The sequence below is a fragment of the Planctomyces sp. SH-PL62 genome (assembly GCF_001610895.1).
GTDB lineage: Bacteria > Planctomycetota > Planctomycetia > Isosphaerales > Isosphaeraceae > Paludisphaera.
Map to the genome: position 1 here is coordinate 4,708,676 of NZ_CP011273.1, position 26,069 is coordinate 4,734,744.

General features: G+C 68.2%; 12 protein-coding genes. 2 read left to right on the forward strand and 10 right to left on the reverse strand.

All coding sequences use genetic code 11. The annotated features are described in order from the left end of the window. Nucleotides 1-578: 578 nt before the first annotated feature. The 5 genes from VT85_RS18155 to VT85_RS18175 form a co-directional block, all read right to left on the reverse strand. The gene (locus VT85_RS18155) at nt 579-10,970 is read right to left on the reverse strand and encodes an Ig-like domain-containing protein (RefSeq protein ID WP_068418495.1); all 10,392 of its coding nucleotides are present in this window, start codon (nt 10,968-10,970) and stop codon (nt 579-581) included. Between the two features lie 728 nt (nt 10,971-11,698). Next, the gene (locus VT85_RS18160) at nt 11,699-12,349 is read right to left on the reverse strand and encodes an HAD family hydrolase (protein ID WP_068418498.1); all 651 of its coding nucleotides are present in this window, start codon (nt 12,347-12,349) and stop codon (nt 11,699-11,701) included. Nucleotides 12,350-12,352: 3 nt separating this feature from the next. Continuing rightward, nucleotides 12,353-13,354 (reverse strand): DUF1559 domain-containing protein, encoded by a 1,002-nt coding sequence (locus tag VT85_RS18165; RefSeq protein ID WP_068418500.1) that lies wholly within the window; start codon nt 13,352-13,354, stop codon nt 12,353-12,355. Between the two features lie 3 nt (nt 13,355-13,357). Next, nucleotides 13,358-15,532, reverse strand: coding sequence for a hypothetical protein (locus tag VT85_RS18170; protein ID WP_068418502.1), 2,175 nt, complete (start codon nt 15,530-15,532; stop codon nt 13,358-13,360). A 40-nt stretch (nt 15,533-15,572) separates the two neighbouring features. After that, the gene (locus tag VT85_RS18175; protein ID WP_068418505.1) at nt 15,573-17,477 is read right to left on the reverse strand and encodes a SpoIVB peptidase S55 domain-containing protein; all 1,905 of its coding nucleotides are present in this window, start codon (nt 17,475-17,477) and stop codon (nt 15,573-15,575) included. 236 nt (nt 17,478-17,713) lie between these two features. On the opposite strand from VT85_RS18175, the gene VT85_RS27770 reads away from it, so the two are divergent. Together VT85_RS27770 and VT85_RS18180 are read left to right on the forward strand one after the other, a co-directional pair. Next, nucleotides 17,714-17,860 carry a hypothetical protein gene (locus VT85_RS27770; RefSeq protein ID WP_156512942.1) on the forward strand — a complete coding sequence of 49 codons (147 nt, stop codon included), beginning with the start codon at nt 17,714-17,716 and terminating at the stop codon, nt 17,858-17,860. Between the two features lie 108 nt (nt 17,861-17,968). Next, on the forward strand, nt 17,969-19,348 hold the full coding sequence (locus VT85_RS18180) for a DUF1501 domain-containing protein (protein WP_068418508.1): 1,380 nt from the start codon (nt 17,969-17,971) through the stop codon (nt 19,346-19,348). A gap of 11 nt (nt 19,349-19,359) precedes the next feature. On the opposite strand, the gene VT85_RS18185 is transcribed toward VT85_RS18180, so the two are convergent. From VT85_RS18185 to VT85_RS18205, 5 genes are all read right to left on the reverse strand, one after another. Beyond that, nucleotides 19,360-19,845 carry a hypothetical protein gene (locus VT85_RS18185; RefSeq protein WP_068418512.1) on the reverse strand — a complete coding sequence of 162 codons (486 nt, stop codon included), beginning with the start codon at nt 19,843-19,845 and terminating at the stop codon, nt 19,360-19,362. A gap of 36 nt (nt 19,846-19,881) precedes the next feature. Beyond that, nucleotides 19,882-21,357, reverse strand: coding sequence for a serine/threonine-protein kinase (locus VT85_RS18190; RefSeq protein ID WP_068418515.1), 1,476 nt, complete (start codon nt 21,355-21,357; stop codon nt 19,882-19,884). Nucleotides 21,358-21,780: 423 nt separating this feature from the next. After that, on the reverse strand, nt 21,781-23,247 hold the full coding sequence (gnd, locus tag VT85_RS18195) for a decarboxylating NADP(+)-dependent phosphogluconate dehydrogenase (protein WP_068418518.1): 1,467 nt from the start codon (nt 23,245-23,247) through the stop codon (nt 21,781-21,783). A gap of 125 nt (nt 23,248-23,372) precedes the next feature. Continuing rightward, complete coding sequence (locus VT85_RS18200) at nt 23,373-24,665, reverse strand: diphosphate--fructose-6-phosphate 1-phosphotransferase (RefSeq protein ID WP_068418521.1); 1,293 nt, start codon at nt 24,663-24,665, stop codon at nt 23,373-23,375. 211 nt (nt 24,666-24,876) lie between these two features. Then, nucleotides 24,877-25,776, reverse strand: coding sequence for an HAD family hydrolase (locus VT85_RS18205; protein WP_068418523.1), 900 nt, complete (start codon nt 25,774-25,776; stop codon nt 24,877-24,879). Nucleotides 25,777-26,069: the final 293 nt, after the last annotated feature.

A 26,069-nucleotide genomic window follows, 5' to 3' on the forward strand; every position in this document is an offset into this window, starting at 1 on the left:
CGGACCTTGCGGTCCGGCCTCCCTGGTTACAGCCACGGCGATGATCGCCGCGTGAGATCAGTGGCCCGCGGCGAACCGGGGCGGGGTCCGCTTGAGGGTGGCGAGCCGGGGGCCCGCCAGGTTGGCGGCCATGTCGGCCCGGGCGGCCCGACGAGCGGCCTGCTGGGCGGCTAGCTTGGCGGCGGCGGCGGCCCGAGCGCCGGCCCGGGTGTTGACGGTCACCGGAGTCGGCGAGGGCGCCGGCGTCGGGGAGGTCGGGGCGACGGGGGTCGGCGCCGCGAACGTCACGAGCTCGGCGACCTGCGCCGGGGCGGTGGAAGGAGCCGCCGAGGCGGTCGTCCTAACGCCGACGGGCGTCGTCGTGGGGGTGGTGACGGGGGTCGTCCGGGGCGTCGTGGTCGAGCCGGCCGGGACGAACTCGAAGGCGCCCACGTCGCGAGGTCCGAACCCGGCCAGCTTGAAGCCGCGGGTCGTGGGATTGACGTTCTCCGGGATGCCGCGGAAGTCGGTCTTGGTGGCGATCGACTCCAGGGCGTTGTTGATGGCGGCCGAGTTCGACGCGAGGCCGAAGTCGGCGCTCAGGTAGAAGGTGGCCGGGCCGTCCGAGCCGGGGCGGGGGTCGATCGGCGAGACGAATGCGGGCCAGCCCGTGAAGTTGCCGAGGTTGGCGGCGGCGTTGCTGGCGTTCGGCCGAGCTTGGTCAGGTCGAAGCCGTTGCCGGCGTTGTAGGCGGCCCACCAGTGCAGGGAGTCGCTCTGGCCGTTCCCGGAGAACAGGTTGTTGTTGAGGATCAGGTGGCTCGGCGTGGCCGAGTAGATCCCGAGCCCGCCGCGGGCGGGGGTCTGGTCGTGGTTCTGCCAGAAGATGTTGTTGGCCACGTACGCCTGGTTCGAGCCGGTGGTGCCGCTGTTCTGGGCCCAGAGTCCGGTCGTGTTGAAGGCGAAGGTGTTGTTGACCAGGTAGTGGGTCGACGAGGTCGGCGTGCCACCCTGATCGTTCAGGTAGACGCCGGTGGTGTTGCCGATGAACCCGTTGTTCACGAACGACGAGGTCCCCGGTGCGGAGGACGAGGTGTTGGCCAGGACTCCGATGCCGGAGTTGATGAAGTAGTTCTGGCCGACGAGCATCGTCGAGTTGGTCAGGAGCAGGCCGATCGAGTTCTGGTTGGTCGAGCCGAAGGCCGGGTCGCCGAGGAGCGACGAGGCGATCGTGAACCCGGTGAGCTCGGTCTGCAAGGTCGCCCCGGTCGTGGGGTCGGTGAAGGCCGTCAGGCCGGTGGCGGTGACGGAGATCGCGTTCGCCGCGGCGGCGGGCCGGATGATGGTCTTCAGGGCGTTGCCAGGCACCAGCGAGGCGTCGGTGCTGCTGGAGGAGGCGGAGACCAGGCTGATCTGGTTCCGCATCACCACGGACTCGTAGTAGATGCCGGGCAGGACCGCGACCCGGTCCCCGAAGCCAGCCGCCGAGACGGCGTCGGCGATGGTGGAGTACGGGTTGGCCCGCGAGCCCAACGTCGCGGACGGGTCGGTGGCGAAGGCGGCGCCGACGAACACGCTGTGGGCGGTCGACGGGCTGTACACCGCGAACTGGATGGTCAGGTCGGCGCCGGGCAGGTTGCCGGCGATGTCGCGGATGCCGTTGGCGCCCGTGCCGAGGATCGTGAGCTGATACAGGCCGTTGCCCAGGCTGGTCGACGGCTTGAAGGTGACGAGCTCGCGGCCCTTGCCGCCGCCTCCCCCTTCGGCCGCCGAGTCGAGGAAACGGACCAACATGCTTGCCGGGTCGATGGTGATCGAGGTGCCGCTGGCGAACGTGCCGTCCGCCCCGGCCCGAACGAGCTGGATCTGCGACGTCGTCAGGTGCGTCAGGTCGAGGTTCTTGTTGGCCGAGATCTGGAACCCGAAGTCGGAGGTCGGGTTCGAGACGACCGACCCGTTCGTCGGGGAGTCGATCTTGACGACCAGCGGGGTCCCCGCCGAGGTGGGCACGCCGTTGTCGACGACGAGCGTCGTCTGGGCGGCCGGGATCGTGTTGTTCGAGACGTTGCCGCTCTGGTCGATGATCCGGACGCGGGCGACGTAGTAGCCGCCGACGGTGCCGGGGATCGGGATCAGGTTGCCGCTCGAACCGACGTTGTACGGCGAGGAGAGCAGGCCGGCCGTGTTGGTCACGAGGCCGGAGCCGGCGGCGTCCTGTCCGACCGTGACGGCGAAGGCGCCGGTGTTCGAGGTCAGGCCCGTGCCGGCGTTGGGACGGACGAACGCGGCGAGGTTCGCCGGGGCGGAGGCCGCGGTCCAGTAGGTCGTGGTGTTGCCGTTGCCGGTCATGGAGACCACGCCGATGTCGACGACGGCCGTCTGGCCCGCGAGCGGGACCAGGGCGGTGTTGGGGTTGGTGATGGTGCCGGTGAAGGTCGGGTTCACGACGTTGGTGACCCGATCGCCGACCACGTTGCTGTCGCTGGCCGGGGACAGCACGAAGCTGCCGGGGAGGATGCCCGAGGCGACCGTGTTGATGATGAAGTTGCTGTAGAAGTCGCCGCCGGGGTTGCCGTTGCCCGAGGGGAGCGGCAACTGGACGCCGGTGGCCGGGTTGTTGTTGTTGGTCAGGTTCTCGCCGTCGAGGGCGATGCCCTGCGGGTTGGCGAGGACGTTGGCGCCTTCGCCGACGAGGACGAAGCGGTAGGCGTCGGTCTTCAGGTCGATCCCGGCGGCGGCCAGCTTGACGCGGACGAACCGGTTCGCCACGTCATAGCTCAGCAGCCCGGCGAGGCTGATGTACGTGCCCGGGACGTTGTTGCCGGTCTTGCCCTGGGCCTGGAGCTTGACGGTATCGGCGTTGACGCTGTTCGGGTCGATCGGGCTGTCGAAGTTGAACTGCACGTAGTCGGGGGTCCGGTTCGACCCGGCGGTGCCGCCGACCGCGTAGAAGTTCTTGGTCTCCCAGACGCCCGCGGCCCCGGCGTAGATGGCCGTGACTGCCGTGACGGTGGGCGGGTGGAGGTTGACGTACTCGAAGGCGCCGATGTCCGTGAACGGATCGAAGCCGGTGCCGGCGTCGGGCGTCGTCGGCTCGTCGGCCCGGATGAAGCCGAGCAGGTCGCGACGGCCAAGGAACTGGTTGCCGAGGGCCTCGTACTTGAGTGACCCCGTGACGTAGGAGGGCCCGTTGGTCGCGCCGGCGGGGAGCGTCAGCGTGGGGACGAAGAGGTCCGGGAAGCTGTAGGCGCCCGAGCCCGGCAGGGTGAGGATCTGGCGGGTGTCGAAGATCCCGCCGAGGCCGCCCCGCACGTTCGAGGCGCCCGCCTGCTGGTTCCCCGTGAGGTTCGCCGGATCAGTGCGGGGGCCGTAGGACAGGCCGCTCGCCGGCGGCGTGACGATCGGGTAGACCGCGTTCCCGGCGGGGTTGGGGCCGATTTCGCTCCGGCCCGCGTCGATGGCCTGCGAGCCGGCGGACAGAGCGAAGTTGCGGTTGGCCGCGTCGACGAACTTGGGATCGCCGTAGCGGGGGCTGATGTTACCCTGGAAGGCCCCGCTGTTGCCTTCCGAGAGGACGTTCTGGTTGTTGCCGAAGAACAGGTTGTTCTGCAGCTGGCTGTTCCACTGCATCCCCTGGAGGTTGACCGCGACGTCGCTCGAATTGACGAAGATGTTGTTCATCGCCATCGTGTAGACGTGCGACTGGGAGTTCGTCCCGTCGTGGATCGGCGACTGGGTGCGGATCCCGGTGCCGGTGTTGTAGAACGTGTTGTTCAGCGCCACCAGGATCATCGGCGACGGGCTGGGGTCGTTGTTGACGGTCTCGGAGTTGACCCGGACGCCGACCGGGGTGTTCGAGATCGTGTTGTTGTAGAGGTAGAGCGTCACGCCCTGGCCGCGGAAGTCGGACCTCTCGAAGCCGACGATCGCGTTGGCGGCGCCGGGATGGGCGAACACGGCCGCGTCGGCGAACGAGTCGATGTTCGAGGCCGAGATCCGCAGCGCCATGCGGGCGTTGAGCTGCACCGAGGGATCGACGTAGCCGGCCTTGTTCTCGAGCGGGCTTCCGGGCCCGGCGCTGACGATGCCGCCGCCCTCGACCTCGATCCGGGTCATGAAGCGGAGATCGGCGTTGTCGATCAGGCTCCCCTGACGGGGGTCGTCCAGGTTGAACGTCGTCGACGAGTTGCCGCCGATGTAGATGTACCCGCCGTCGCCCGCCGCCGGGGTCGAGAGGCTCTGCCCAGCGTACCGGGTGTAGGGCCCGACCGGGTAGCTGTTGAGAATGGTGTTGTTGACCACGCCCCGGGCCGTCGTGCCGACCGTCGTGTCACGGAGCGAGGTGATGATCACCGGCACCCGCTTCTGTCCCGTGCTCTGATTGCCCGGGATGCCGAGGATGCGGATCTGCGACCAGACGCCGGGATCGATCAGTGGGCTGGCGTCGGGATCGGCTCCGTCGTCGACGCCGGCGATGAAGCCGGCCCCGCCCTGGAGCGACGCGGCTGCGCCGGTGGAACCGAAGGTCCCCTCGAGGTCGCCGGCTCCGTTGGTGTTGTTCTCGGTCAGCAGCTTGACCACGACCGAGGCCCCGGGGCTAGCGATCCGCGTGCCGTCGGCCAGGAGCGTGTTCGGCAAGGCCGACTGGATCGTCAGCGAAGTGTTGGGGCCCGGAGGCGTGACGAAGGCGCTCGGGTTGGCGACGGGGCGGCTCGTCCCGGCCAGCACGATGGTCCCGCGAAGGACGTAGGTGATGTCCGTCAGGTCCCAGACGGCGTGGACGAACTGGTTGCCGGAGCTGAACGGGAGCAGGCTCGCCTCGATCGGGCCGACGACCGCGTAGTTCGACGAGGCGTTGCTGAGATAGGAGCGGGTCGCCAGGACCGCCAGGCCGTCGATGCCGTTGCCCTGCATCACGTTCCCACGAAGGAACGGATGGCCGGAGATGAGCGGACGGAGCGGGTCGCCGGCCAGGAGGCCGTCGGGCTCGACCTGCATGGCCGCGTCGAAGTTGTTGTAGAAGTTGTTGTTGGTGACGTAGACCCGCGTCCCCTGGCCGAACGTGAACGGGGTCGAGAACGTCGTCTGGTCGGTGATGAACGACAGGACCGACTGCGACGGCATGGTGATGTTGGTCGTGTTGACCTCGCCGCCGCCGTAGCGGAACGTCGCCGCGTTGATCACCGCGCGGGCGCCGCTCTGGATGCCGACGCTCCCCCACATCGCCGGGCCGAGGGTCACCGGGGTGGTGTTCCCGGTCACGTTGATCGGCGTGGGGACGAGGGTCGTGGTCGCCGTGTTGTCGAACAGCGAGGTGAACAGGACCTGCGGGTCGTTGGCGTTGAGCGCCTTGAAGTTGTCGCTCTCGGGGCTGTAGTTCGAATTCCGGTCGAACTTCGACATGTAGTCGCGCGAGCCGACGTTGAGGCTCGACTGGGGGTTGAGCACGCTGAGCGAGGAGTTGCGGCCGAACCGCAGCATGCTGCCCGAGTCGACGTAGAGACGGTCGCCGACCCAGCGGGTGCTGCCGCCCGAATTGACCTGGAACTGCTGGCCCACGATGAGCTGGGCGAGCACGATCAGCGGCAGGGGCTGGAACAAGGCGTAGTTCGCCGGCCTGACCTGGTCGGTGATCGGGTTGGCCAGGCGGGTGGCGTCGGTCGGCTCGATGAAGCCGTTGTTCTGGGCGAGCATCCAGATGCCGTTGAGGCTGTTGTTCTGGACCGTGACCCGGCGGATCACCGGACCGCGAGCGACGTCGTCCTGGAGGAACGAGTCCATGTCGGCGCCGATCGCCCCCTGCGTGCCGCCGGAGGTTCCGGTGTCGGTGACGCGGGTGTTGGTGATCGAGGGCCGAGTGTTGTAGAGCGTGATGCCGCTGTACGTCGTGCCCGAGCTTCGCGGGACGGCGCCGCCGCCGTACCGGAAGGTGGCGAAGTTGATCCGCGACATCAGCTCGTCCGCCCCGGCGAGGGCGGGCCTGGCGGGATCGGCCGAAGCCGCCCCGACGCCCAGCAAGATGCCGTCGACCGGGAATCGCACGTCGTTGGCCCGGGTGTCGACGGACTGGTTGTAGTTGCGGAAGACCACGCCGCCCCAGTCGCCCGCCCGGGGCGTGGTGTTGGGGTTGCCGTTGGTCGGCCCGCCGATCGACGCGTCGTTGTACGACGTGAAATTGACCTGCTGGCCCGGGATCGAGTTCCCCTGGATCTGGAGCGCGGAGCCCTGATTCTGGACGAACAGCGACGCGTTCTGAGACTTCAGCGTCGTCCCCGGCGTGAAGACCAGGGTGGTGTTGAAGGGGACCGAGGCGCTGCCGTTGTTGTAGGAATTCGACCCGGCCGGAGCCTGGAGCACGAACGGCAGTTGCGTGACGACGCCCGTGAGCGGATCCCGCTGGGGAGTGCCCGGGATGGCGACGATCACGACCGGGCCGGTGTAGGCGAGCTGCTGGGCCGCGTAGAGCACCGAGCGGTCGAACCGGCCGTTGCCGTTCCGGTCGTAGTTCGGGTTGAATCCCGACAGGAAGTTGGAGGCGGAATTGAGCCCGCCGTTCGGGTCGCGGCCCGGGTTGAGGTCGGACCCGGGGGCGGCCTCGGGGGCGAGCGCCGAGTACGGCTTCGCCAGGCTGCCGTCGGGCGCCGTCGACGGATCGAACGGGTCTTCCCTGTAGTCGGGGCGGGTGTAGAGGATGTGGTTGCTGGTCGCCACCACGAAGCCGGCCATGAACGCCCCGCCGTCGACCCCGTCCCCGGTCATGCGGCTGACCGGCGCGGGCGAGGTGTAGCCCGTCGTGAGCAGCGTCTCATAGTTGTAGATCGCGCGGTCGCCGGGGAACAGCTTGGAGGGATCGGGCGAGAACGGGTGGAACTGGGTGCTGACGGTGCTGGTCGGGTTGCCCAGGAACTCGCCGTCGAGCTGGTTGCGGTAGATGTCGAAGATCCGGCTGTCGTTGCCGCTCACGTCCACCTGGTTGGGGACGTAGACCCGGTAGTAGTCGGCGTCGGGCAGGCCGCCCGGGGAGAGGAGCACGATCCGCGTGCCGTGGGGATGGCTGGCGTCGGACTTGATCCAGCCGCCGGTGGCGGGGTTCTGCCAGTAAAGCTCGGCGATCGTCCCGGCGACCCGGGTGAAGCCGCTCCCGGAGGAGCCCTTGCCGTCCTGGCCGAGGTCGCCGAAATTGCCGTCGGCCGGGGCCCCGGCCGAGTTGGCGGAGCGGACGAGCTGGATCATCGCCGAGTAGTCGATGGCCGCGCCGGAGCCGTTGCTGAAGGGGAGCGGGTTCGAGAAGTCGAGCATCCACGCCTTGGGCGGGGCCTGGGCCCGGCCGCCCGAGAGGTCGAAGTACGCGCCCGGCCCGCCGACCGAGTAGTACGCGTTGGGCGAGGGGGCGCTGGCCATCACCATGTTGGTGATGTAGGCCGGGGCCCGCTGGAGCTTGAAGTACAGGGCGTAGTTCGGCGTGCTGCTCCCCCCGTTGAGCAGCGGGTTGCCGGCGGCGTCGAGCAGGCCGCTGCGGAAGACGCCGTCCACCGTCCCCTGGCTGAAGGCCCGGAGTCGGTACGTGCCCGCCGGGAGCCCGGGGGCCAGGGTCAGGTCGATGCGGCCCTGGTAGGTCCCGATGAAGTTCCCCGAGGCGTCGTACGTGGGGGTGAGGCCGACGTAGTTCGCCTTGGTGATGTACTGCGAGACGTCGAGGGTCGTCCCGTTGTCCAGCGTAACCTGGAGCTGGTAGTTGCTCAGGTTGACGGCCGTCGAGGGATCGAGGGCCGGGAAGACCACGTTCCTGGGCGTCGCGAGATAGCCCGCCGCCTGCGCCGAGACGTCCTGCACGTAGAGCGAGAGCCCCGGCAGGTCGGAGACGTAGAACGGGAACGGCGACTGGTCGAGCTGCGCGGCCCCGGTGACCGAGGGCCTCGTCAGGTCGATGCGGAAGGCCCGGTCGAGCGACGAGGAGAGGCCGGATCCGGACGTCTGATCGTTCTGGCCGACCACCACCACCCGCGCCCGCTGGAAGCCTTCGGGCAGCGCCGTGTGCGCCGTCAGCGTGAAGGCGCCGTTGGCGTCGGTCTTGCCCGAGACGTTGTAGCTGCCGGTGATCCCACGACCGCCGGGGCCCACCCCGAGGCTGAAGGCGCCGCCGTTCGTGGAATTGAACTGAACGTAGTAATCCGCGTTGGCGACCGAGCCCGGGAAGGTGTTGAACACCTGGCCGATGAACTTCGGCTGCGCCTTGTTCGTGTTGGAGTCAGAGGGGATGCCGGTGTCGTTGGTCGACGACGGATCCAGGGCGAACGACGTGATCACCGGGGCCCTGACGACCAGGGTGCCCAGCTCTTGCAGGAAGGTGCCGCCGGCCGTCCCGTTGCCCGACGGGAACGAGCCGGAGAACTCGCCGTCGAGTTGGTTGCCGACCGCGTCGGTCACCCCGCCCGCGCCGCCCATCACCACGATGGCGTAGGCGTCCGTCGGCAGTTCGGTCTGGGGCAACGCCGAGAAGTCGAGCGTGGCCGTGTTGGTGGCCGCGTCGTACCTGATGGTGACGCGGGGATCGAGCGAGGGACGGGCGATGTTGGGGGAGCTGAAGTTCGGCGCGCCGTTCAAGCGGGCGACGATGATGTTCTGCTTGGTGATCGTCGCCGGATTCATCGGCTTGGAGAACTTGACCGTGACGAGCCGCCCCTGCGTGTTCGTCGAGGCCACCCTCGGCGACGTGACGTCGCTGAGCTGGAACGAGATCAGGCCCGACTGCTCGAGGACGCGACCGTCCGTCGAGGTGACGGGCCCGGCGACGACGTAGCTGTAGACGCCGTTGGCCGTATTGGTGACCGCCTTGTTGTAGGTGAACGAGTAGGGATAGGCCACGACCGTCGGATTCGTGGGGTCGTCGACCGGGATGGGCGCCCCGATCGAGGTCGTGACGCCGTTGGGCTTCCGGACGAACTGGATGTTGCCCGCCGACAGGCTGGAGGCCCGGACCGGCTTGCTGAAGGTCACGATGATGTAGTTCGGCGTCGTGGTGACGACCGTGCTGTTCGCCGGCGTGGTCGAGGCGACCTGGAGCACGTCCACCGAGGCGACCGCCGCGACGGCGTCGATCAGGCCGAAGCCGGACTGGGGATGCCAGACCCCGGCGCCCGCGCCGTTCATCGGCCGGGCCGAGGAGGCCAGGCCGGCGCGGATCTCGGCGACGGTTGCGTCCGGGGCCTTCTCGAACATCAGCGCGGCGACGGCCGCGGCGTTCGGGGCCGCCGACGAGGTGCCGAAGAAGCTGGGCAGGTCCTGCGAGAGGTTGGTCGTCGTCGCCGGGTTGCCCGGGAACGGCGGGTTGTTCGTCTGCATCACCCCGCCGAAGAACGTCGTGTTGCCTCCGTCAGGCGCCGTGATGAACGGGTTCTGCGGGACCACCGACTTCGAGAGCAGGGCGCCCCGGGCGTCGCGGACGTAGATCGACGGCCCGAACGAGCTGAACGGCTCGTTCGCCAGCGGGTTCTGGTTAAGGAACGGCGACGGGGCCCACCAGGGGGTGGCGCCGACGCCGATCGTGTCGACCGCCGTGGAGTGGCCGACGCTGGTGGCGTAGTAGGTCCCGCCCGCCGTGCCGAACTGCTGGGAGACCGCGACGTCGCCGCCCCACTCGACGAACTGGACGTGGCCGGGATCGGCGCCGCTGACGACCTGGATCACGACGGAGTAGGTGCCCGCGGTCGGGATGGTGACGAACTGGAACGGCTGCTGGGTGGCCGTGTTGTCGTCGGTCCCCGAGGCGACCACGGCGCCGCTGGAGTCCAGCACGAAGAAGTGGAGCTGCGAGGTGACCGTGTTGCCGGTCCCCACGGGCTGCTGGGTGGCGAACGGCTGGTCGTACTGGAAGATGATCGACACGCCGTCCGACGCGGTCGTGATCGGCATCTGCGTGACGGCGGTGCCGGAGCCGCCGTTGAAGTTCATGAACCGGGCCGCCGCGCCGTTGTTGATCGACGGGATCGTGGCCTGGACCCCTCGGAAGCTCGACAGGTAGCCGCCGTCGGCCGAGTTCCGGGCCGCGGCGAAGTACGGGATCCCCCGCTGCGTGACGTTGGTCACGGACTGGGCGATGATGCCGTCCTGGAAGAACGGCTCGTTGGCGTACCCGACGTCGTCGACGATCACCTTCGAGCCGGCGTCGGCCAGGGCCACGATGTTCTGCGCGTAGCTGAGGTCGTCGATGAACGCCGTCGCGAACTGCAAGGTCGCGCCGGGCGCGATGTCATAGATGTTCTGCAACATCGCCCGACCTTCGTCCGACCCCTGGCCCGCGGGGAGGTCCGAAAGCACGCGGATGCCGGCGGGAAGGTCGCCGGTGGAGACGTCGGTCTGATAGCCGCCGAGCGAGTCGAAGCTGTCGCTGAGGACGCCGACCGTCACCCCCGCGCCGGTGACGTTGTACTGCGTCGCCGCGGCGTCGGCGAACATCGACTGCTGCGCCTGGTTGTTGGCCAGTCCCTGATAGGAGGCCTCGGGCTTGTAGATCGGCCGTCCGCTGACGAGGCTGGGGATCTGCGAGGTCGTGTAGAGCTGGTTGATCGGCAGCCAGCCGTTGATCATGCCGTAAGTCGTGCTGGACGACGTGACCTGCATCCCCAGGTTCTTCACCGTCTTCTGGAGCGCGTTCAGGTCGCCCCACGTCGTCAGGCCGACGAGCACCGAGCCGTTGCGGATCTGGAGCGCGGGGAACGCCGCCGCCAGCGCGTTCGAGGTGAGCCCGGACTGCTGCTTCTGGTACAGGTTGATCAGCTGGCCGCCCAGCGGGGCCATGGGCCCGTTCTGGACGTCCCCGATGTCGACCGAGCGCGCATTCCAGATCGGGTTGCCCCCCTGGAGCGGATCGCTCGCCAGCAGGATGCGCCCCTCCAGGTACTCGAGCTTCGGGGAGCCCTGACGCTTGGCGTGCTTCTTGCCTTGACGCCGATCGGGCCCCTTGTCACCACTATCCGCCTTGAAGCTCCCCATCGACAGACTCCCCCGGTTTGCGTTGAAAGTGCCGCCCCAGGCCGACCGCCGCGTTCCACCGCGCCGGCCCCCACAGGTCGGTCTCTCCCGTCAAGGTGACTCATTCCGATCAAGCGGTTCCGACGTCGGCGAGGAAATCCCTCGCCCCCGCCCGTCGGCCGCGCGGCCCCTCGCGACCGCCCTCTCGCGAGGCCGCTCGCCCTCCAACCGGCATCTCTCGAAGGCCGCAAGCGGCGGCCCTCCCGTTTGTCACAACTGCGACCCACACCCACCGGGCCGTCCGACGTCCCCGCTCAGAAACGTCGCCCCGACTTCGATGCGTCCAGGCCCTCGATCCCTCGCCCGCCCTTCCTCCCGTCGGCCTGACGGCGCGACGAGGATCAAGGCGTTAGCCCTATAATTGGGTGACTCCATGCACGCAGTCAATGATTATTTTTGAAGATTCCGTTCGTCAGGCCCCGGGTCCGGGCAATTCGGCGGGATGTGAGCTCAAAGGGGGTGTCGTCAGGCGAATCGGGGCTGGCGCCACGTTGGAGATGGCGGCTCATACGACAGTCTGACCCATGGATGGGGGTTGTCAAAGGAGGGGGAGGGTCGAATGGCCGGGCGGGGTGGGACCTTCATCGGTCGTGGCGAGGGGAGAGGTCGGAGGATGATTTCGTACGGAATGGGAGGGGTCGATCGCGACGATCCCGCGCCGATCGACCCCGATTCGAGGGGAAATCGTCTCAAGTCCGGGGGCTTTCGAACGAAGGCCCGGTCGGGTCGACGCCCAGGGCCCGGAGATCGTCACGGAGCGTCGCGGCGTCGGTATAGACCAGGCCCACGAGGCCCGCTTCGCGAGCCCCCTGCACGTTCTCCTCGACGTCGTCGATGAAGATGCAGGAGTCGGCGGGCGCCCCCACCGCCCGGGTGCAGGCCTCGAAGAACGCGCGCGAGGGCTTCATCGCCAGGATTTCGTGCGAGAGCACGAAATGGTCGAACTGGTCGAGCGTCTCGCGGAACTGGCGACGGTAGAACGTGGCATGGAGGGCGTTCGTGTTGGAACCCAGCAGCAGCGTATAGCCGCCGGCCTTCAACTCGGCCGCCAGCGCGGCGACCGGGGCGTTCAGCTCGAAGATGTCCTGCCAGGCCTCGGCGAACTCCTCGAACGTGATGTCGAGCCCGACCTCCCGCTGAACGATCGCCGAAAACTCCTCCGGGGAAAGTCGGCCCGATTCGAATTCGGAAAGCCGCCCCTTCAGGCCTTTGGACTTCGCGAGTTCGTGGAACGCCTCGGCGGAGAGCCCGAGCCGGGCGCCGAGCTTGCCGTAGATGATTGTGTAGTCGAAAAAGGCCAGGACGTTTCCGAAATCGAACATCAGCACCGGCGAACGCATGTCTCAATTCCTCGGGGGGGGTGTCGAATCCGGCACGGCGAGTTCGGACGGGTCGGCCGTCGAAGGGGGTGCCTCCGCGCCGACGGTCCCGTAGGCTTGCCACACGACCGGCGAGATCGACGTCGCGACGACCTTCGCCGAGCCGTCGAGCATCAGCAGGTTCACGCCCCGGATGTGGGCGCTCGACGCGCTCATGACTGCGGACCGTCCGTCGCGAGAGACGCTCGAAACGGGGGAAGCCGGCGGGTCGGCGTGGTTGTAAAGCGTGTAGCGGTAGTCGGCGGGCGCCCAGGTCGAGCCGGCGTCGCCCCGCCAGGGCCCGCCCTGGGGTGGCGACGGTCGGCCGATCGGCCGCGTCGCGAGCTGATCCGCGATGAAGTAGTTCTCCGGCGCGTCTTCCTCCCGGCCGTTCCCGACCAGCCGTTCGGCGAAGGCCGCGGTGAAGCTCGCGCCGTCGCGACGCTCGACCTCGGCCAGGTTCGTCGGCCGTCCAATCGCGAACGCGCCGTCGGTCCCTTCGCGGTCGCCCCCGGTCGCCGCACGGTAACTGACCGGCGAGGCGAAGCGGCCGTCGATCGCGGTCGCGTCGCTCGGGCAGAGGAATCCCGCGACGGGGATCGCTTCGGGCGTCGGCGCTCGGAGGCCGGGGAGGTTGGATCCATCGGGGTCGAGCCCGAGGAAGCTGGCGACGCCGAGGGTCTCCAGCATCGCCCGCAGCGGTCCGGGCGGGGAGTCCGCCAGCGATCCGTCCACGCCGATCGGCGACCCGACCCACAGGAGGCCCCTGTAGGCGTCGTCGTAATACGCCAGCGCCTTGCCGATCTGCGCCAGGTTGTTCTGGCAGATCGTCAACCGGGCCGACTCCCGAGCTCGGGTCAGTCCCATGACCACGAACAGCAGGACCACGATCACGACGAAGAGAATGACGACGACGTCGGCCGGCGCAAGCCCGGCGGGGGCGGTCGGCGCGGGCCGACCGTCTCGGAATACTGGCGACCGCCTCACGGATCAGTCCTTCACAGTCAGGAGGGCGTCGCCGGAACCCACGTTCCCGGCGGCGTCGGTGGCTCGGATCATCAGAAGGTGGACGCCCGGTTTCAGGTCGGGCAAGGCCAACGTGATCGTCTCGCTGGTCCCATCGAACAGGCCGTCGTCCGGGAAGAGCGACGACCAGGCGCCGCCGTCGACCGCGTACTCGGCTTTCACAACCCGCGTCAGATCGTCGGTCAACGAGACCACGGCCTTGCGAGCTTCGGGGGCGATCATGATTTTCGGCGCCTCATGATCGACGAGGAAGCTCTCGCTCTCTCGCTCGCGGCTCAGGGCGTCCTCGGGGCTGTTGGAGGGTCGGTCGCTGGCGACCAGCCGCACCCGATAGCGCCCCGACGGGAAGGCCGAGGCGTCCCACGAATACGACTTCTCCGTAATCGGCGCGTCAGTGAGGCCGATCCAGTCGGGCCAACCCTCCTTGCGGACCTGGACCCGAAAGTTCAGGTCGTCCCCGTTGGGATCGGCCACATCCCATCGGAGATTCAACTTCGCCTGCTTCGCCGCGCCGTCCGCGACGGAGACGTCGGGCGTCTCCAGCTTGGCGATCTCCGGGCGGAGGTTCGTCGAACGGTACGAGACGGCGACCGAGCGCAGTTCGGGCGAACGCTTCGGGTCGCGGGTCGCGAGCTTCGCGCGATACTGGACGAAGCGGCCGATGGGGACCTGGGCCTGGGCCGTCTTCGGATCGGTCTGCTCGGGCGACCAGTCGGACCAGGTCGAGTCAGGCTCGCCGACGTGGCCGGTGCGCACCTGCAACGCGATGGAAGTCCCCTCCTGCGTCTCACCCTGCCAGGTCAGCGAGCCGAACCGGCTGGGGAGCTTGGCGTCGAAGACGTCGGAAACGAGTTCGCCGCGTTCCACGACGTTCGAGGCCAGCCGCACCACCGCGCCGGGGTCCCCCGCGCCCAGGAGCAGGCCGCCGTCAGGCTCCGCGAGCAGCGCGAGGATCTGGCCGTTGTCGAGCCTGGCGATCGGCGTGCTCTCCGATTCCCCCTCGTGCACCTCATAGAGCACGCCTTCGGGTCCGGTCCCGACCAGAAGGCGGTCTTCGATCCGGGCCAGGGCGAAGAGGAGCGCCTTGACCCGGAAGACCTCGCGGGCCGCGCCGGCCTGGTCGATCCGGTAGACGGCGTTCTCGCCGGGCGCGGCGGGTTTCGGCGCCGCCGAATTCCGGCCCGAGGCGTCTTCAGCCGGCTTCTCGGCTTCGTCGTCGGCGGGCGCCTGCATCACGGCGGCGACCGTCGCGCCGGGCCTCGCGCCGGGCCAGTCGCCGTCCGGGTCGGACCCCCGCATCGAGAAGAGCCCAGACCCTCGCGAGGAGCCGCCGCCGCCCGCCTCGGCGGCCGTGGCCGCGTCGAGCGATCCGTCGGGGCCGGGCAAGAGGGCGCGGATCTCGGACTGGGGGGCGTCGTACAAGACGGACGCCTTCCCGTCCGGGGCGATGCGGTAGATCAGCCCCTCGCCGTCGCTGCCCGCATAGACCGAGCCGTCGGGCCCGACCGCCGCGCAGAGCAAATGCGCGGACTTGGCGTCGTGGACGAGGGACCAGGCCCCCTGGACGCTCCGCTTCCAGAGTTGTCCGTTAGGGCCGGTCGCGGCGTAGACGTTCCCCTGGGGATCGGCGGCGAGGTCCCAGACATAGAGCACGCTCGGGTCGGGCCGAGACGAGGGATGCATCGGGTCGGTCAGCTCCACGACCTTTCCCGACGGGCCGGTGCCCACGAAGACCTTGCCGTCCGCCGTGGCGACGAGGCTGAGCGCCTGGCCGTCGGCGTCGTCGAGGATCGGCTCCCAGGCGGTCGGCTCCTTGGGGGCGAGCCGGAAGACCTTCCCGGAATCGCCGGTCGCGGCGTAGACCGAACCATCGGCTCCCCGCGCCAGGTCCCAGACGCGTTCGGCGTCGAGAGGAGCGGTCGGCAGGAGGGCTCGACCCAGGCGGACGCGGCCCTGGTCGGAGATCACCACGCCTTCGCGCCTGTGCCTGGCGAAAGCCGAGGCCGACTCTTGCCGCCAGGTTTCGAGCTTCGCGAAAACCTCGATCGCGCCGGTCGCGACGAGGAACGCCGCGAGCGTCGCGATCGTGAGGGGCTTTTCGAGAAGTCGCCGACGCCGGGGGAGCCTGAGATCGGTCATGTCGATCCTCGTCAGTCGTGAAGTCGGGCGTCCGGCCCGGTCACTCCAACGATAACGAGAGCCCGGCGTCCTTGGCCACGGTGAACTTGAGGGTCTGGTTCCCTTCGACGACCCAGGGGGTGGCCGCCGCCTGGATCAGGTCGGATCGGATGGCCGAGGCCGGCGCCTGCCGCTTCGAGCCGAACGCCGCTCGGGCGCTCGCGGGGAGGTTCGGCAAGGCCACCCCGTTCACGGCCAGCCCGCGCTCGGGGGTCTGGACGTGGAGGTAGACCTCGGTCCGCTTGGGCTCGGTTTGCAGCCGGAGCGACGAGAGAATCCCCTCCAGGTCGCGCGGCTCGCTGAAGATCGGGTCGTTGCGGAACCGTCTCCGGGCGCTGTTGGTCAGGTCGCAGACGACGGCCTCGTGGGACCCTTCGGGAAAGTCGGCGGGGATCTGGACCGACGCCTCCACGACCCGACGCTCGCCCTTGTAGGGCTTGAGCGTGACGAACGCCTTCAGGGTCCCGCCGGGCTCCACGGTCACGGACTGGAGCCGCACCGACTCGATGGCCGCGACCCGTCGTCCGTCCTCGATCTCGACGTCGCAGTCGATCGCCGCGATCCGGACGGGCCCCATCGGGTTCTTGACCAGGATGTTCACGATCGAGGCGAGCGGCCCGAAGAGCGCCGAGGCCCCCATCGGCCCGGTGTATCTCGGCCCGCTGAATGTGTCTTGCAGCGTGATGGTCCCGTGGCCCTCGACGTGGACGTCGGCTCGGAGGCGGGCGGTGAGTTCCTCCGGCAGGTTCCCCTCCGTGTCGATCGCGCTGGTGAGGATCGACATGATCAGCGCCGAGGTCAACGACGGCTCGCGGACCATGCCCACCTTGTACGTGCGGGCGTCGGCGTACTTCCCGGTCTTGACCCGCACGGACATCGGCAGCATGTCGGGCTTGGCCCCGATGCGACCGGCGACCCCGGTGCTGACGTCGGCGTCCACCACGCCCACCACCTTCAGCGGCGAGCCCATCTTCATGCTGACGCTGGCTCGGGGATAAACGGTGTGGATGTAGCCGGTCATCATCGGGAACTCGCAGTTTCCCAGGCTGAACATGGGATGGCCGAACCCGTACACCCGGTTCCCCTCGACGTGCGTGACCGTGCCGATGCCCGAGAGGTCGAAGTCGCCCATCACCATGGCGATGCTCAGCGGCGACCCCGGCTCGAACGGCTTCTCCCCTTCGGCCTGGATGATCTCGTCGGAGGCGCGGCCCCCCGACATGGGGGCCATCCCCAGGGGACGGAGCCTCTCGTCGAGCATCGCCAGGGCCCGAGGGCTGAACCCTGAGGCTGCCAGCGGCGTCGCGATCGGGATCATGCCGGCCCCCCCGCCGGAGACCCGCAACGGCATCTCCAAGCGGTTCGCCGCGGGCTCGTCGCCCGTGAGCCCCTCGATCTCGATCTTGGTCGCGTACGAGAGCGACGCCTGGATCGGAGCCGTCCCGTCCTCCTCCAACGCCTCGGCCGCGAGCCGGCGGTCGCTGGCTCGGACGTACTTCACCATCTGCTGGAACGGCGTGACGCCGGCGATCGGGTCCTTGGCGAACTCCCAGGCGAAGGCGACGGCGCCGACGAGCTTGCCGTCGATGTAGATCGGGCTGCCGCTCATCCCCTGGATGATCCCGGCGTGCTCCAGGTTGCAGCCGCTGAGCCGGCACAGGACCATGTCCCGGCCGGGGCTGACGTCTCGCATCACCCCCAGGACCTCGGCCCCGAACTCCTCGAGCTTCGAGCCGACCATCACGGTCCGGCCCACGCCTTTCATCCCAGGCCGCAGATCCTTCACGTCCCAGTACGTCGCGGCGTCGGGCTCGTCGGCGATCACCGCCGTCGACGACGCCAGAACCAACGCGGCCCAACCTAGCCCCAACGCGAATAAACCTCGCCGGAACGTCCTGGTTCGCATGGCACGGATTCTCCCTGAGACAGGGGCGGCCGAAAGGTCACCTCGACACGGAATTGAGCAAGGCGAGGGGAGACCCGAGTCGGGGGCGTCGGGAGGTCGCCGTCGTCGTGGAGGACGTCATCGGGCCCGAATCAACCGATTCTGATGGGACTGGTAACCGGACGCGCTCCGAAACCCGAGGCTCGCCGCTCCGCGAAATCGGGATCGGGACGCCGATCGATCCTGGATCCGTCCTCATGGAAATCTACGGCTGTCGCATCATCGCGTCAACGAATGCCCCTGATTTCCCTACATCGGATTTTCCGATCGCCGCCGCCATCGCCCGACGGCGGACCGCTGCCGCTTCGCCCGGCCTGGTCGAAAAAATCGCGCGCCTCGAGTAGGTGCATGAATCGCCGCAGCATCTTGCAAATTGTTGAAACAAGGTTAAACTCCCAGGCATCAAAACGGATTTCCCCGCGACGTTCGCCTGATCGAAGGAGCCTCCTCAGATGTTGAACCTCATGGGATCGGCAGGCGGCGAAGGGGCGGGCGTGACGCGCCGGGCGATCCTCAAGGCGGGGACGCTGGGTCTCTCGGGCTTGACCCTGGCGGACATGCTCCGGGTCAAGGCGAGCGGCGGGATCACGAAGCGCGGCGGCGACGATCCCTCGATCATCCTCGTCTGGCTCGACGGTGGTCCTCCCCAGCACGAGACCTACGATCCGAAGCCCGAGGCCGCCGCCGAGGTCAGGGGGCCGATCGGTTGCATCCCGACCGCCGTCCCCGGCATTCAGATCTCCGAGTTGCTGCCGCGGCACGCGGCGATCCAGGACAAGTTCGCCCTTCTCCGCTCCGTCCACCACGACAACGACGACCACTTCACGGCCGCCCACTGGATGCTGACGGGCTACGGCGGCCCCAACGGGGTCAACCAGTCGCCCATCAATCCCTCGTTCGGCTCGATCATCTCGCGCGTGAAGGGTGGTAAGCAGCCGGGGATGCCGTCGTACGTCGGTTTGCCCAACACCCATACCGTGGGGCTGCCAATCGGCTACCACGGCGCGGCGTATCTGGGCCGAACCTTCGACCCGTTCAACGCCGACGGCGACCCCAACAACGACGCTTACCACGCCACGAGCCTGGACCTTCCCTCTGGGGTCGACGCCGGCCGGCTGGGCTCGCGACGCGACCTTCTTTCGCGTTTCGACGCCGCTCGCGCCCGGATCGAGCGCACCGCCGCCGGCTCGGACCTGGACCGCTTCCAGGACGCGGCCCTCACGATGATCAGCGGCCCCGAGGCCCGCGCGGCGTTCGACCTCGCCCGGGAGCCGGCCCATCTCCGCGATCGCTACGGCCGCCATACCTGGGGCCAGAGCGCCCTGCTGGCGAGGCGGTTGGTCGAGGCCGGCGTCCGATTCGTCACCCTGACGTTCGGCGGCTGGGACTGGCACTCGAGCATTGAGAAGGGGATGCACAACGTCCTGCCGATCCTCGACGCCGCCGTGGCGACCCTCATCGAAGACCTCAACCAGCGCGGGCTGCTGGAATCGACGATCGTGCTGGTGATGGGCGAGTTCGGCCGCACGCCCAGGCTCAATCAGGGTCTGCCGCAAGACCCGATCCCGGGCCGCGACCACAACGGCCGCGTGATGAGCGTCCTGGCGGCCGGCGGCGGCATCCCGGGAGGCCAGACCATCGGCTCCTCCGACGCACGCGGGGGTGCCCCGGCGGAACGTCCCATTCGTCCGCAGGACATCATCGTCTCCCTCTACGATCGGCTCGGGATCGATCCCGACACCTCGTTCCAGGACCGAACCGGCCGACCGATCACGGTCGGCTCGACGGGCCTGATCATCCCCGAGATGGGAAGCTGGGGGGCAAGGGCCTGAGACGATCCGGCTCAGCTCTCCGGTTCGGTGGCGGGGGAATCGTCAGGAGTGGACTCCCGCTCACGTTCCCGCCGCGCCGACGCGGCGACGATTCGGAGATGGTGCTTGAGTTCCTCGACGTGGTGGCGGACCAGCGCCCGCCGCTTCTCGCGTGCGAACCGCCAGGTCGCGCTCCAATCCCAGAGGGCCACGCCGAGCGACACCACGATCAGGCCGAGGACGGCGAGCCAGACGAGGACGAACGCCGGGTTCCCCTTGCCTTGAAAGTTGGGCGGGACCCCAGACCCTGCGAAGACCACGGCGGCCAGCGTCGCCATCACGACGACGCCCAGCCAGCGGCGCACGTCCTGACGACGATGGAACGCGGCGTCCTCGTCCGCGAGGCCCCCCCTCGCCCGCTGCTCGTACCACTGCCTCAATCCGAGGAAGAGCGCGATCAGGGAGACCCCGATGGCCAGGCCTTGACTCGCCGACTGCAACTCGGTCGCGACCGCCATGACGGGAACTCCTGCCGAGGGAGGGCTCGACCTCGATCAATAGAGGTCGAGTCGAGTCATCTGGGCCTCGATGCGGTCGGCGTTGTGGGCGATCTCCAGGATGGCGTCGCGAAGGTCGCCGACCCGCATTCGATCCCGCACGAAGGTTCGCGACATCACGAGCATCGGTGCGCCGAGGACATACCGGATCGAGAGGCTGCCATAGGTCAGGCGGCTGTTCAGGGCCAGGGCGTAGCCGTAGTAGGAAGGTTCGGCGGGGCCGCACACGGAGAAGACGGACAGGTAGCGCTCGCCCTTCCCCTCCTCCCCGTCGTTGACCTCGACCATGACCTCTTGAAGCCGGTCGCCTGGCTGGGGGAGGAGGACGCGGAAGGTGTCGCGATTTCCCTGGATGAAGGCGTCCACGCCCTGCAAGCACTCGCGGACGAGGCTCTCGGTATCCCGAAGATGATGGAGCAGCATCTGCAACTGGTTCCCCAACTCCTCGGACGAGGCAAACCGCGCGGCCGGGCTCTTCGCCAGGCAACGCTCGATCAACTCCGCGAGGCGAGGGTGGGTGCCGGGGAGGATCGCCCGGATGTCGGGGATCGGCTCGCTCTGATGCAGGTTGATCAGGCTGCCGATCCGATCGGAGGTGTAGGGCAAGCGGCCGGTGAGCACGTAGTAGAACATCACGCCGAGGGCGTAGATGTCAGACTGGGGGCTCGCCGGAGTGCCGTTGAACAGCTCCGGAGCCATGAAAGTCGGCGTGCCCGCCAGGGGCTGATTCGCCCCGCTGAGCTTGGCCCGGGTCTGGGCCAGGCCGAAATCGGCGAGCTTGGCGTGCCCCTCGGCCGTCAGGAGGACGTTCGCCGGCTTGACGTCACGGTGGATGATCCCCGACCGATGCGCCGCGCCGAGCGCGAGCAGGATCTGCCCCACCAGCCTCGCGGCGCGGCCGGCCTCAAACGGGCCGTCCTTGACGATCGAGTCGCGGAGGCTCACGCTGCCCTGGACGTACTCCATCTCGATGAAGTGGAAACCGGCGTCCGAACCCAGGTTATGGATCGTAACGACCTGCGGGTGGACGAGGTTCGCCGCGGCCCGCGCCTCGGCCCAGAACTGGTCGCGGAGGTTAGGCCGACGGGCCACCAGCGTGGGATCGATGATCTTCAGCGCGCAGGTCCGTTCCAGTCCCAGGTGCCAGGCCTTGTAAACCCGCGCCATGGACCCGCGTCCCAGGTCTTCCAGGATGCGGTACTGGGCCAGCTTCCGACCGATCAGGTCGTCGTGCCACTCGGGTTCGGCGGCGGGTTCCACCGGCTTCGACCGGGAGTTGCGGGTGCCCTTGTGCGGCACGTGGAGCCGGGTGGCTTCCAGATCGACGAGGGGTTCGCCGTCGTGGGCGATGGATGAGTCCTCCTGGAGCGATGACGAGGCGCCGTCGATCGCGGCATCGGCGACGGCCGACGCGGCGATGAGACGGGGGTCCAGGACCGGCGCGGGGAGGTCCGCACAAGGGCCTTGGTTCATGATTCCTATCAACCTATTACGATCCGAATGGCCTGCAAGGGCAGGCGGACTTAACGCGACGGCCAGGAGGAAGTCGAGAACTTCCGCGAATTGCCGACGGAACTTCCCGTCGACGCCGACTCTCGAACCCGAACCAGTCGAGTTCAAACAGCGCGTTCTTATTGTGCCGTAAGGACTTGCGTCAAATGGCAGTAGAGTGAGGCTCTTACGTGATTGTATCCCTAGATCGACGTTCTTTCTAGGTCCCTTCACAAATCTTCCCGAATTCCCCCCCGTTCCAGGCCCGTCGACCGATCCAAAACGGGGTCCCTCGAGGGGTCTCGCGGTTCATCCCCGGAGATGCGAACGGGGCGGGCCCGCCGCGCATCTCGCGCGTCGAGTCCGCCCCGTTTTGGTGGCGTAAGCGGGATTCCCGCCTGGGCTTCAGACGTTGTACGTCGTGGAGGCGGTGGTCCCGCCGTGGCCCGTCCAGTTGGTGTGGAAGAACTCGCCGCGGGCCTTGTCGATCCGCTCGTAGGTGTGGGCGCCGAAGAAGTCGCGCTGGGCCTGGAGCAGATTGGCCGGAAGCTGGGCGGTCCGGTAGCCGTCGAAGTACGACAGCGCCGAGACCATGGCCGGGATCGGGATCCCGTGCGTGATCGCGGCGGCGCCGACGCGCCGCCAACCTTCCTCGGCACGGCCGACTTCCTGGGCGAAGAACGGATCGATGAGGAGGTTGGTCAGGTTCGGATCTCGGTCGAAGGCTTCCTTGATCCGGCCCAGGAACGCGCTGCGGATGATACAGCCCCCTCGCCACATCATGGCGACGGCCCCGTTGTTGATCTCCCAGCCGGAATCCTTGGCCATCGCCCGCATCAGGGCGAAGCCCTGGGCGTACGAGATGATCTTGCTGGCGTAGAGCGCCTGCTCGATGTCGTCCACCATCGTCTGATGGTTGCCGTTGTACGAGGTGGGGTGGACCTTGAGGATCTTGGACGCGGCCACCCGCTCATCCTTCTGGGAGGAGAGCGTCCGCGCGAACACGGCCTCGGAGATCAGGGTCAGCGGGACGCCGAGGTCGCAGGCGGAGATCACGGTCCACTTGCCGGTCCCCTTCTGGCCGGCGGTGTCCTGGATGAGGTCGACGGTCGCCTTGCCGGTCTCCTCGTCCTTGTGGGCGAGGATGTCGCGGGTGATCTCGATCAGGTAGCTGTCGAGCGGGCCCTTGTTCCAGCGGTCGAAGACGGTGTGGAGCGCGGGGGGTTCCATACCCAGCAGCTTCCGCATGACGAAGTAGGCTTCGCAGATGAGCTGCATATCGCCGTATTCGATGCCGTTGTGCACCATCTTGACGTAGTGGCCGGCGCCCTCGGGGCCGACCCAATCACAGCAAGGGGTGCCGTCGGGGGCCTTGGCGGCGATCGCCTGGAAGATCGGCTTGACCAGCGGCCAGGCGTCGGGATTGCCGCCGGGCATGATGGAGGGGCCCTTCAGCGCCCCTTCCTCGCCGCCGGAAACTCCCGTTCCGACGAACAGGATCCCCTTCTCCTTCAGCGCCCGGGTCCGCCGGGTCGAGTCGGGATAGTGGGAGTTGCCGCCGTCGATCAGGACGTCGCCCGGCTGCAAGAGCGGGACCAGTTCGTCGATCACCTGGTCGACCGGCGAGCCCGCCTTGACCATGATCATGATCTTACGAGGCCGCTTCAGGCTCGCGACGAGTTCCTGGACGGTGTGCGCGCCGACGATCGACTTCCCCTTGGCTCGATCGGCGAGAAAGGCGTCGACCTTCGAGGTGGTCCGGTTGAAGACGGCCACCGTGTACCCGTGGCTGGCCATGTTCAGCACGAGGTTCTCGCCCATCACGGCGAGGCCCACGAGTCCAATATCGGCGGTCGGTTGGTTGGCGGCCATGTGCGTCGATTCCCAAAAGGTCAAAAGCGGACGGCCTTCCGGCCGGGCGGGCGATGAAGGGGTTTCGGGTCGTGATTCTACCACAGGCCGCGAGGGGGTCATAAGCCGCCCTCGGTGCCGGAGTCTCACTTCCGATACGTCTGCGGGACGTATGCGGCCAGCTTCCGGGGCGCGTAAACCGGCGCGATCCGGGCGAACCGAGGCAGGCCGCCGACGGTCGGGACGCTGACCCAGTCCTCGCCGATCAGCGGGCGCGCGTACTCCAGGAAGTCGTCGGTCACGTCGATCCGGCTGGGGGCGAGCCATTCCTCCGGGAAGAACCGCTCCGAGTTGGCGACCTGCTCCAGCGGGGCCTTGTCGAAGTGGACGCTGTACGACGATCCCGAGCGGTCGCGGAGGATGGTGGACATCCAGCCGTTCCCCTCGTTCCTGGCGATGTCGACCGCATGCGCGCCGACGCCGTAGGCCTCGTCGAGATCGACCACGCTGGCGTAGGCGATCGCGTTCCGCTGGTCGGTCCCCGGGACCTGGCCGCGCGCCTTGCCCGGCACGGGGAATTTCAGCGTGTTCAAATAGTTGACCACGATCTGGGCGACCGTCTGCTGGCTGGAGCTGAACTGGACGTGGCCGAAGTTGTCTCGGATCGTCCCGAGCTCGCCGACGTCGAATCCTTCGCTGACGACGACGAGGCAGCGACCGTCGGATTCCAGCTGGCGGATCACGTTCTCGCCGAGCTGTTCCAGGGTCAGGCCCGATTCGGTCAGGTAGATCTGGAGCGGCATCTTCCGCTCGGGGTCGGCCAGGCGGGCGGCGGCGGGGATGTAGCCGATCTTCCGGCCCATCGCCTGGACCACCAGCACCGGGTCGGCGGGCGACGAGCCGGCGTTCTCTTCATTGGCCTGGCTGACGTAGTGGGCGTAGTAGCGGGCGATCGAGCCGTAGCCGGGCGAGTGGTCGAGCAGCCGGAACTGGGCGTCTCCCAGGTCGTTGTCGATCGTCTTGGGGACGCCGACCGCCACCAGGTCGAGCCCGCCGTCGCGGGCCAGGACGCTGATCTTGTGCGCCGTGTCCTGGGAGTCGTTGCCGCCGATGTAGAAGAAGTAGCCGACGTCATGGGCCTTGAAGACCTCGACGACGCGGGTGAAGTCCTCGTCCAGCCCCTTCTTCAGCTTGTAGCGGCAGGTGCCGATGCTCCCGGCGGCCGGCGACGTCCGCAGCAGGGAGATCTCCTCGGCCGAGGTCGCCGTCAGGTCGATCAACTCCTCCTTCAGCACCCCTTCGATGCCGAACCGACCGCCGTAGACCTTGCCGAACGTCTGGGGATGACGCCGACAGCTCTCGATGATCCCCCGGAGCGAATTGTTGATGACGCAGGTGGGCCCGCCGGACTGGGCCACGACGACGTTCCGCGGAGGCATGATGCGTTCGATCCTTTCCGATGCGACGAACCGCCCGACGGCCGTCCCGAGCCGACGGCGTCCCGATTTTCCCCACGATTTCAACACGCCGGCGGACCGTCGACAAGGCGTCGCAACGGCCTCGCCCGCGCCGCCGCCAGTCCCCGCGCGGGGGCGAGGCTCGCCACGCGGGGTCCGGACGGGTCTCCGGCCGACGCCGGTCGGTCGTCTCTCAGGCGGTCTTCCAGGGCGGCTCGCTCGGGAGGAGCGACTGGAACCGCGCGACCTGGGCATCCATGTAGCCGCCGGCGAATTCGCCGTTGAGGAACTTGGGCAGGGCTTCCTCGAAGAACCGCTGCCAGGACTCGTCCTCGAACCCAGGGTCGATCGGGTAGAACAGGACCCCGTTGTCGAAGGCGGCCTTCATGTCGCCGGGAGCGTCGCCGATCATCAGGATCTTATCCAGGTCGTAGCGACCGACGGCGGCGAGGGCGAGGTGCTCTTTCTTGCTCCCCAACTCCTGGCCGGCGATCAGGCTGACGAACGACTTCAGGTCGTTCTCCTCCCATTCCCGCTCCAAAGCCTCGCCGGGGGTCGCCGAAACGACCATGACGTCGGCCTTGCCTTGCAGGCATTCCAGTGACTCCCGCACGAACGGAAACGGGGGGACGTCGTGGACCATCTCGCCGATCGTCCGGTTGACGGCCTCGCTCCAGGCCAGCGCCAGGGCCAGGTCCGGGTCGTTCTTCGCCTCGACCTCCCGCGCGAGCGTCGGATTCGAGAGCTTGGTCTCGTGCTTGATCCACTCGCGGACGCCCTTGAGGGCGGGGACGCGGAAGCGACGCGCGACGACCTCCGGCCGGTTCATCACCAGATCGAAAGCCATGACGAGGGCCGGGAACCGGTTGATGCCCCGCCATTGCGAGTACAGGTTCACGAACTCGGCCGCCTCGCGGACGTACTTGGAGATCGCCGCCAGGTCGTACGAATTGATGATGTTCGGGATGAAGCACTCCTTGTGCTTCACTTCCATCGTGTCGAAGGCGCACCCGTCGCTGTCCACGCCGACGAAGAACTCGTGCCGCTTCGAGAACTGGCGCAAGGCAAGCTGGGGGTCGCTCGGCGCCGCCATATCCGAATTTCCTTCCGCCCCGAGGGACGACTAGCCAGACCAGGTCGCGGGTAACGCCCCCCTCCGTTACTCGCGCCCGGGCGATCGCGGAAAGAGCAAGGACCGCGGCGGGGCGTCGAGATCGAGGCGGGGCGACGAACAGTGATCCACGGATCGTAGCCCCTGCGGGAACGACCGTCCAGTGGGGCGCCACGCCCTCCCGCCGGTTTCCGGTAGCTTCCGCCGTCGCGGACCGGACGAACGGAAGATCGGACGATTGAGCGACTGGTGCACTTTTGATACCGTGAGGCGTC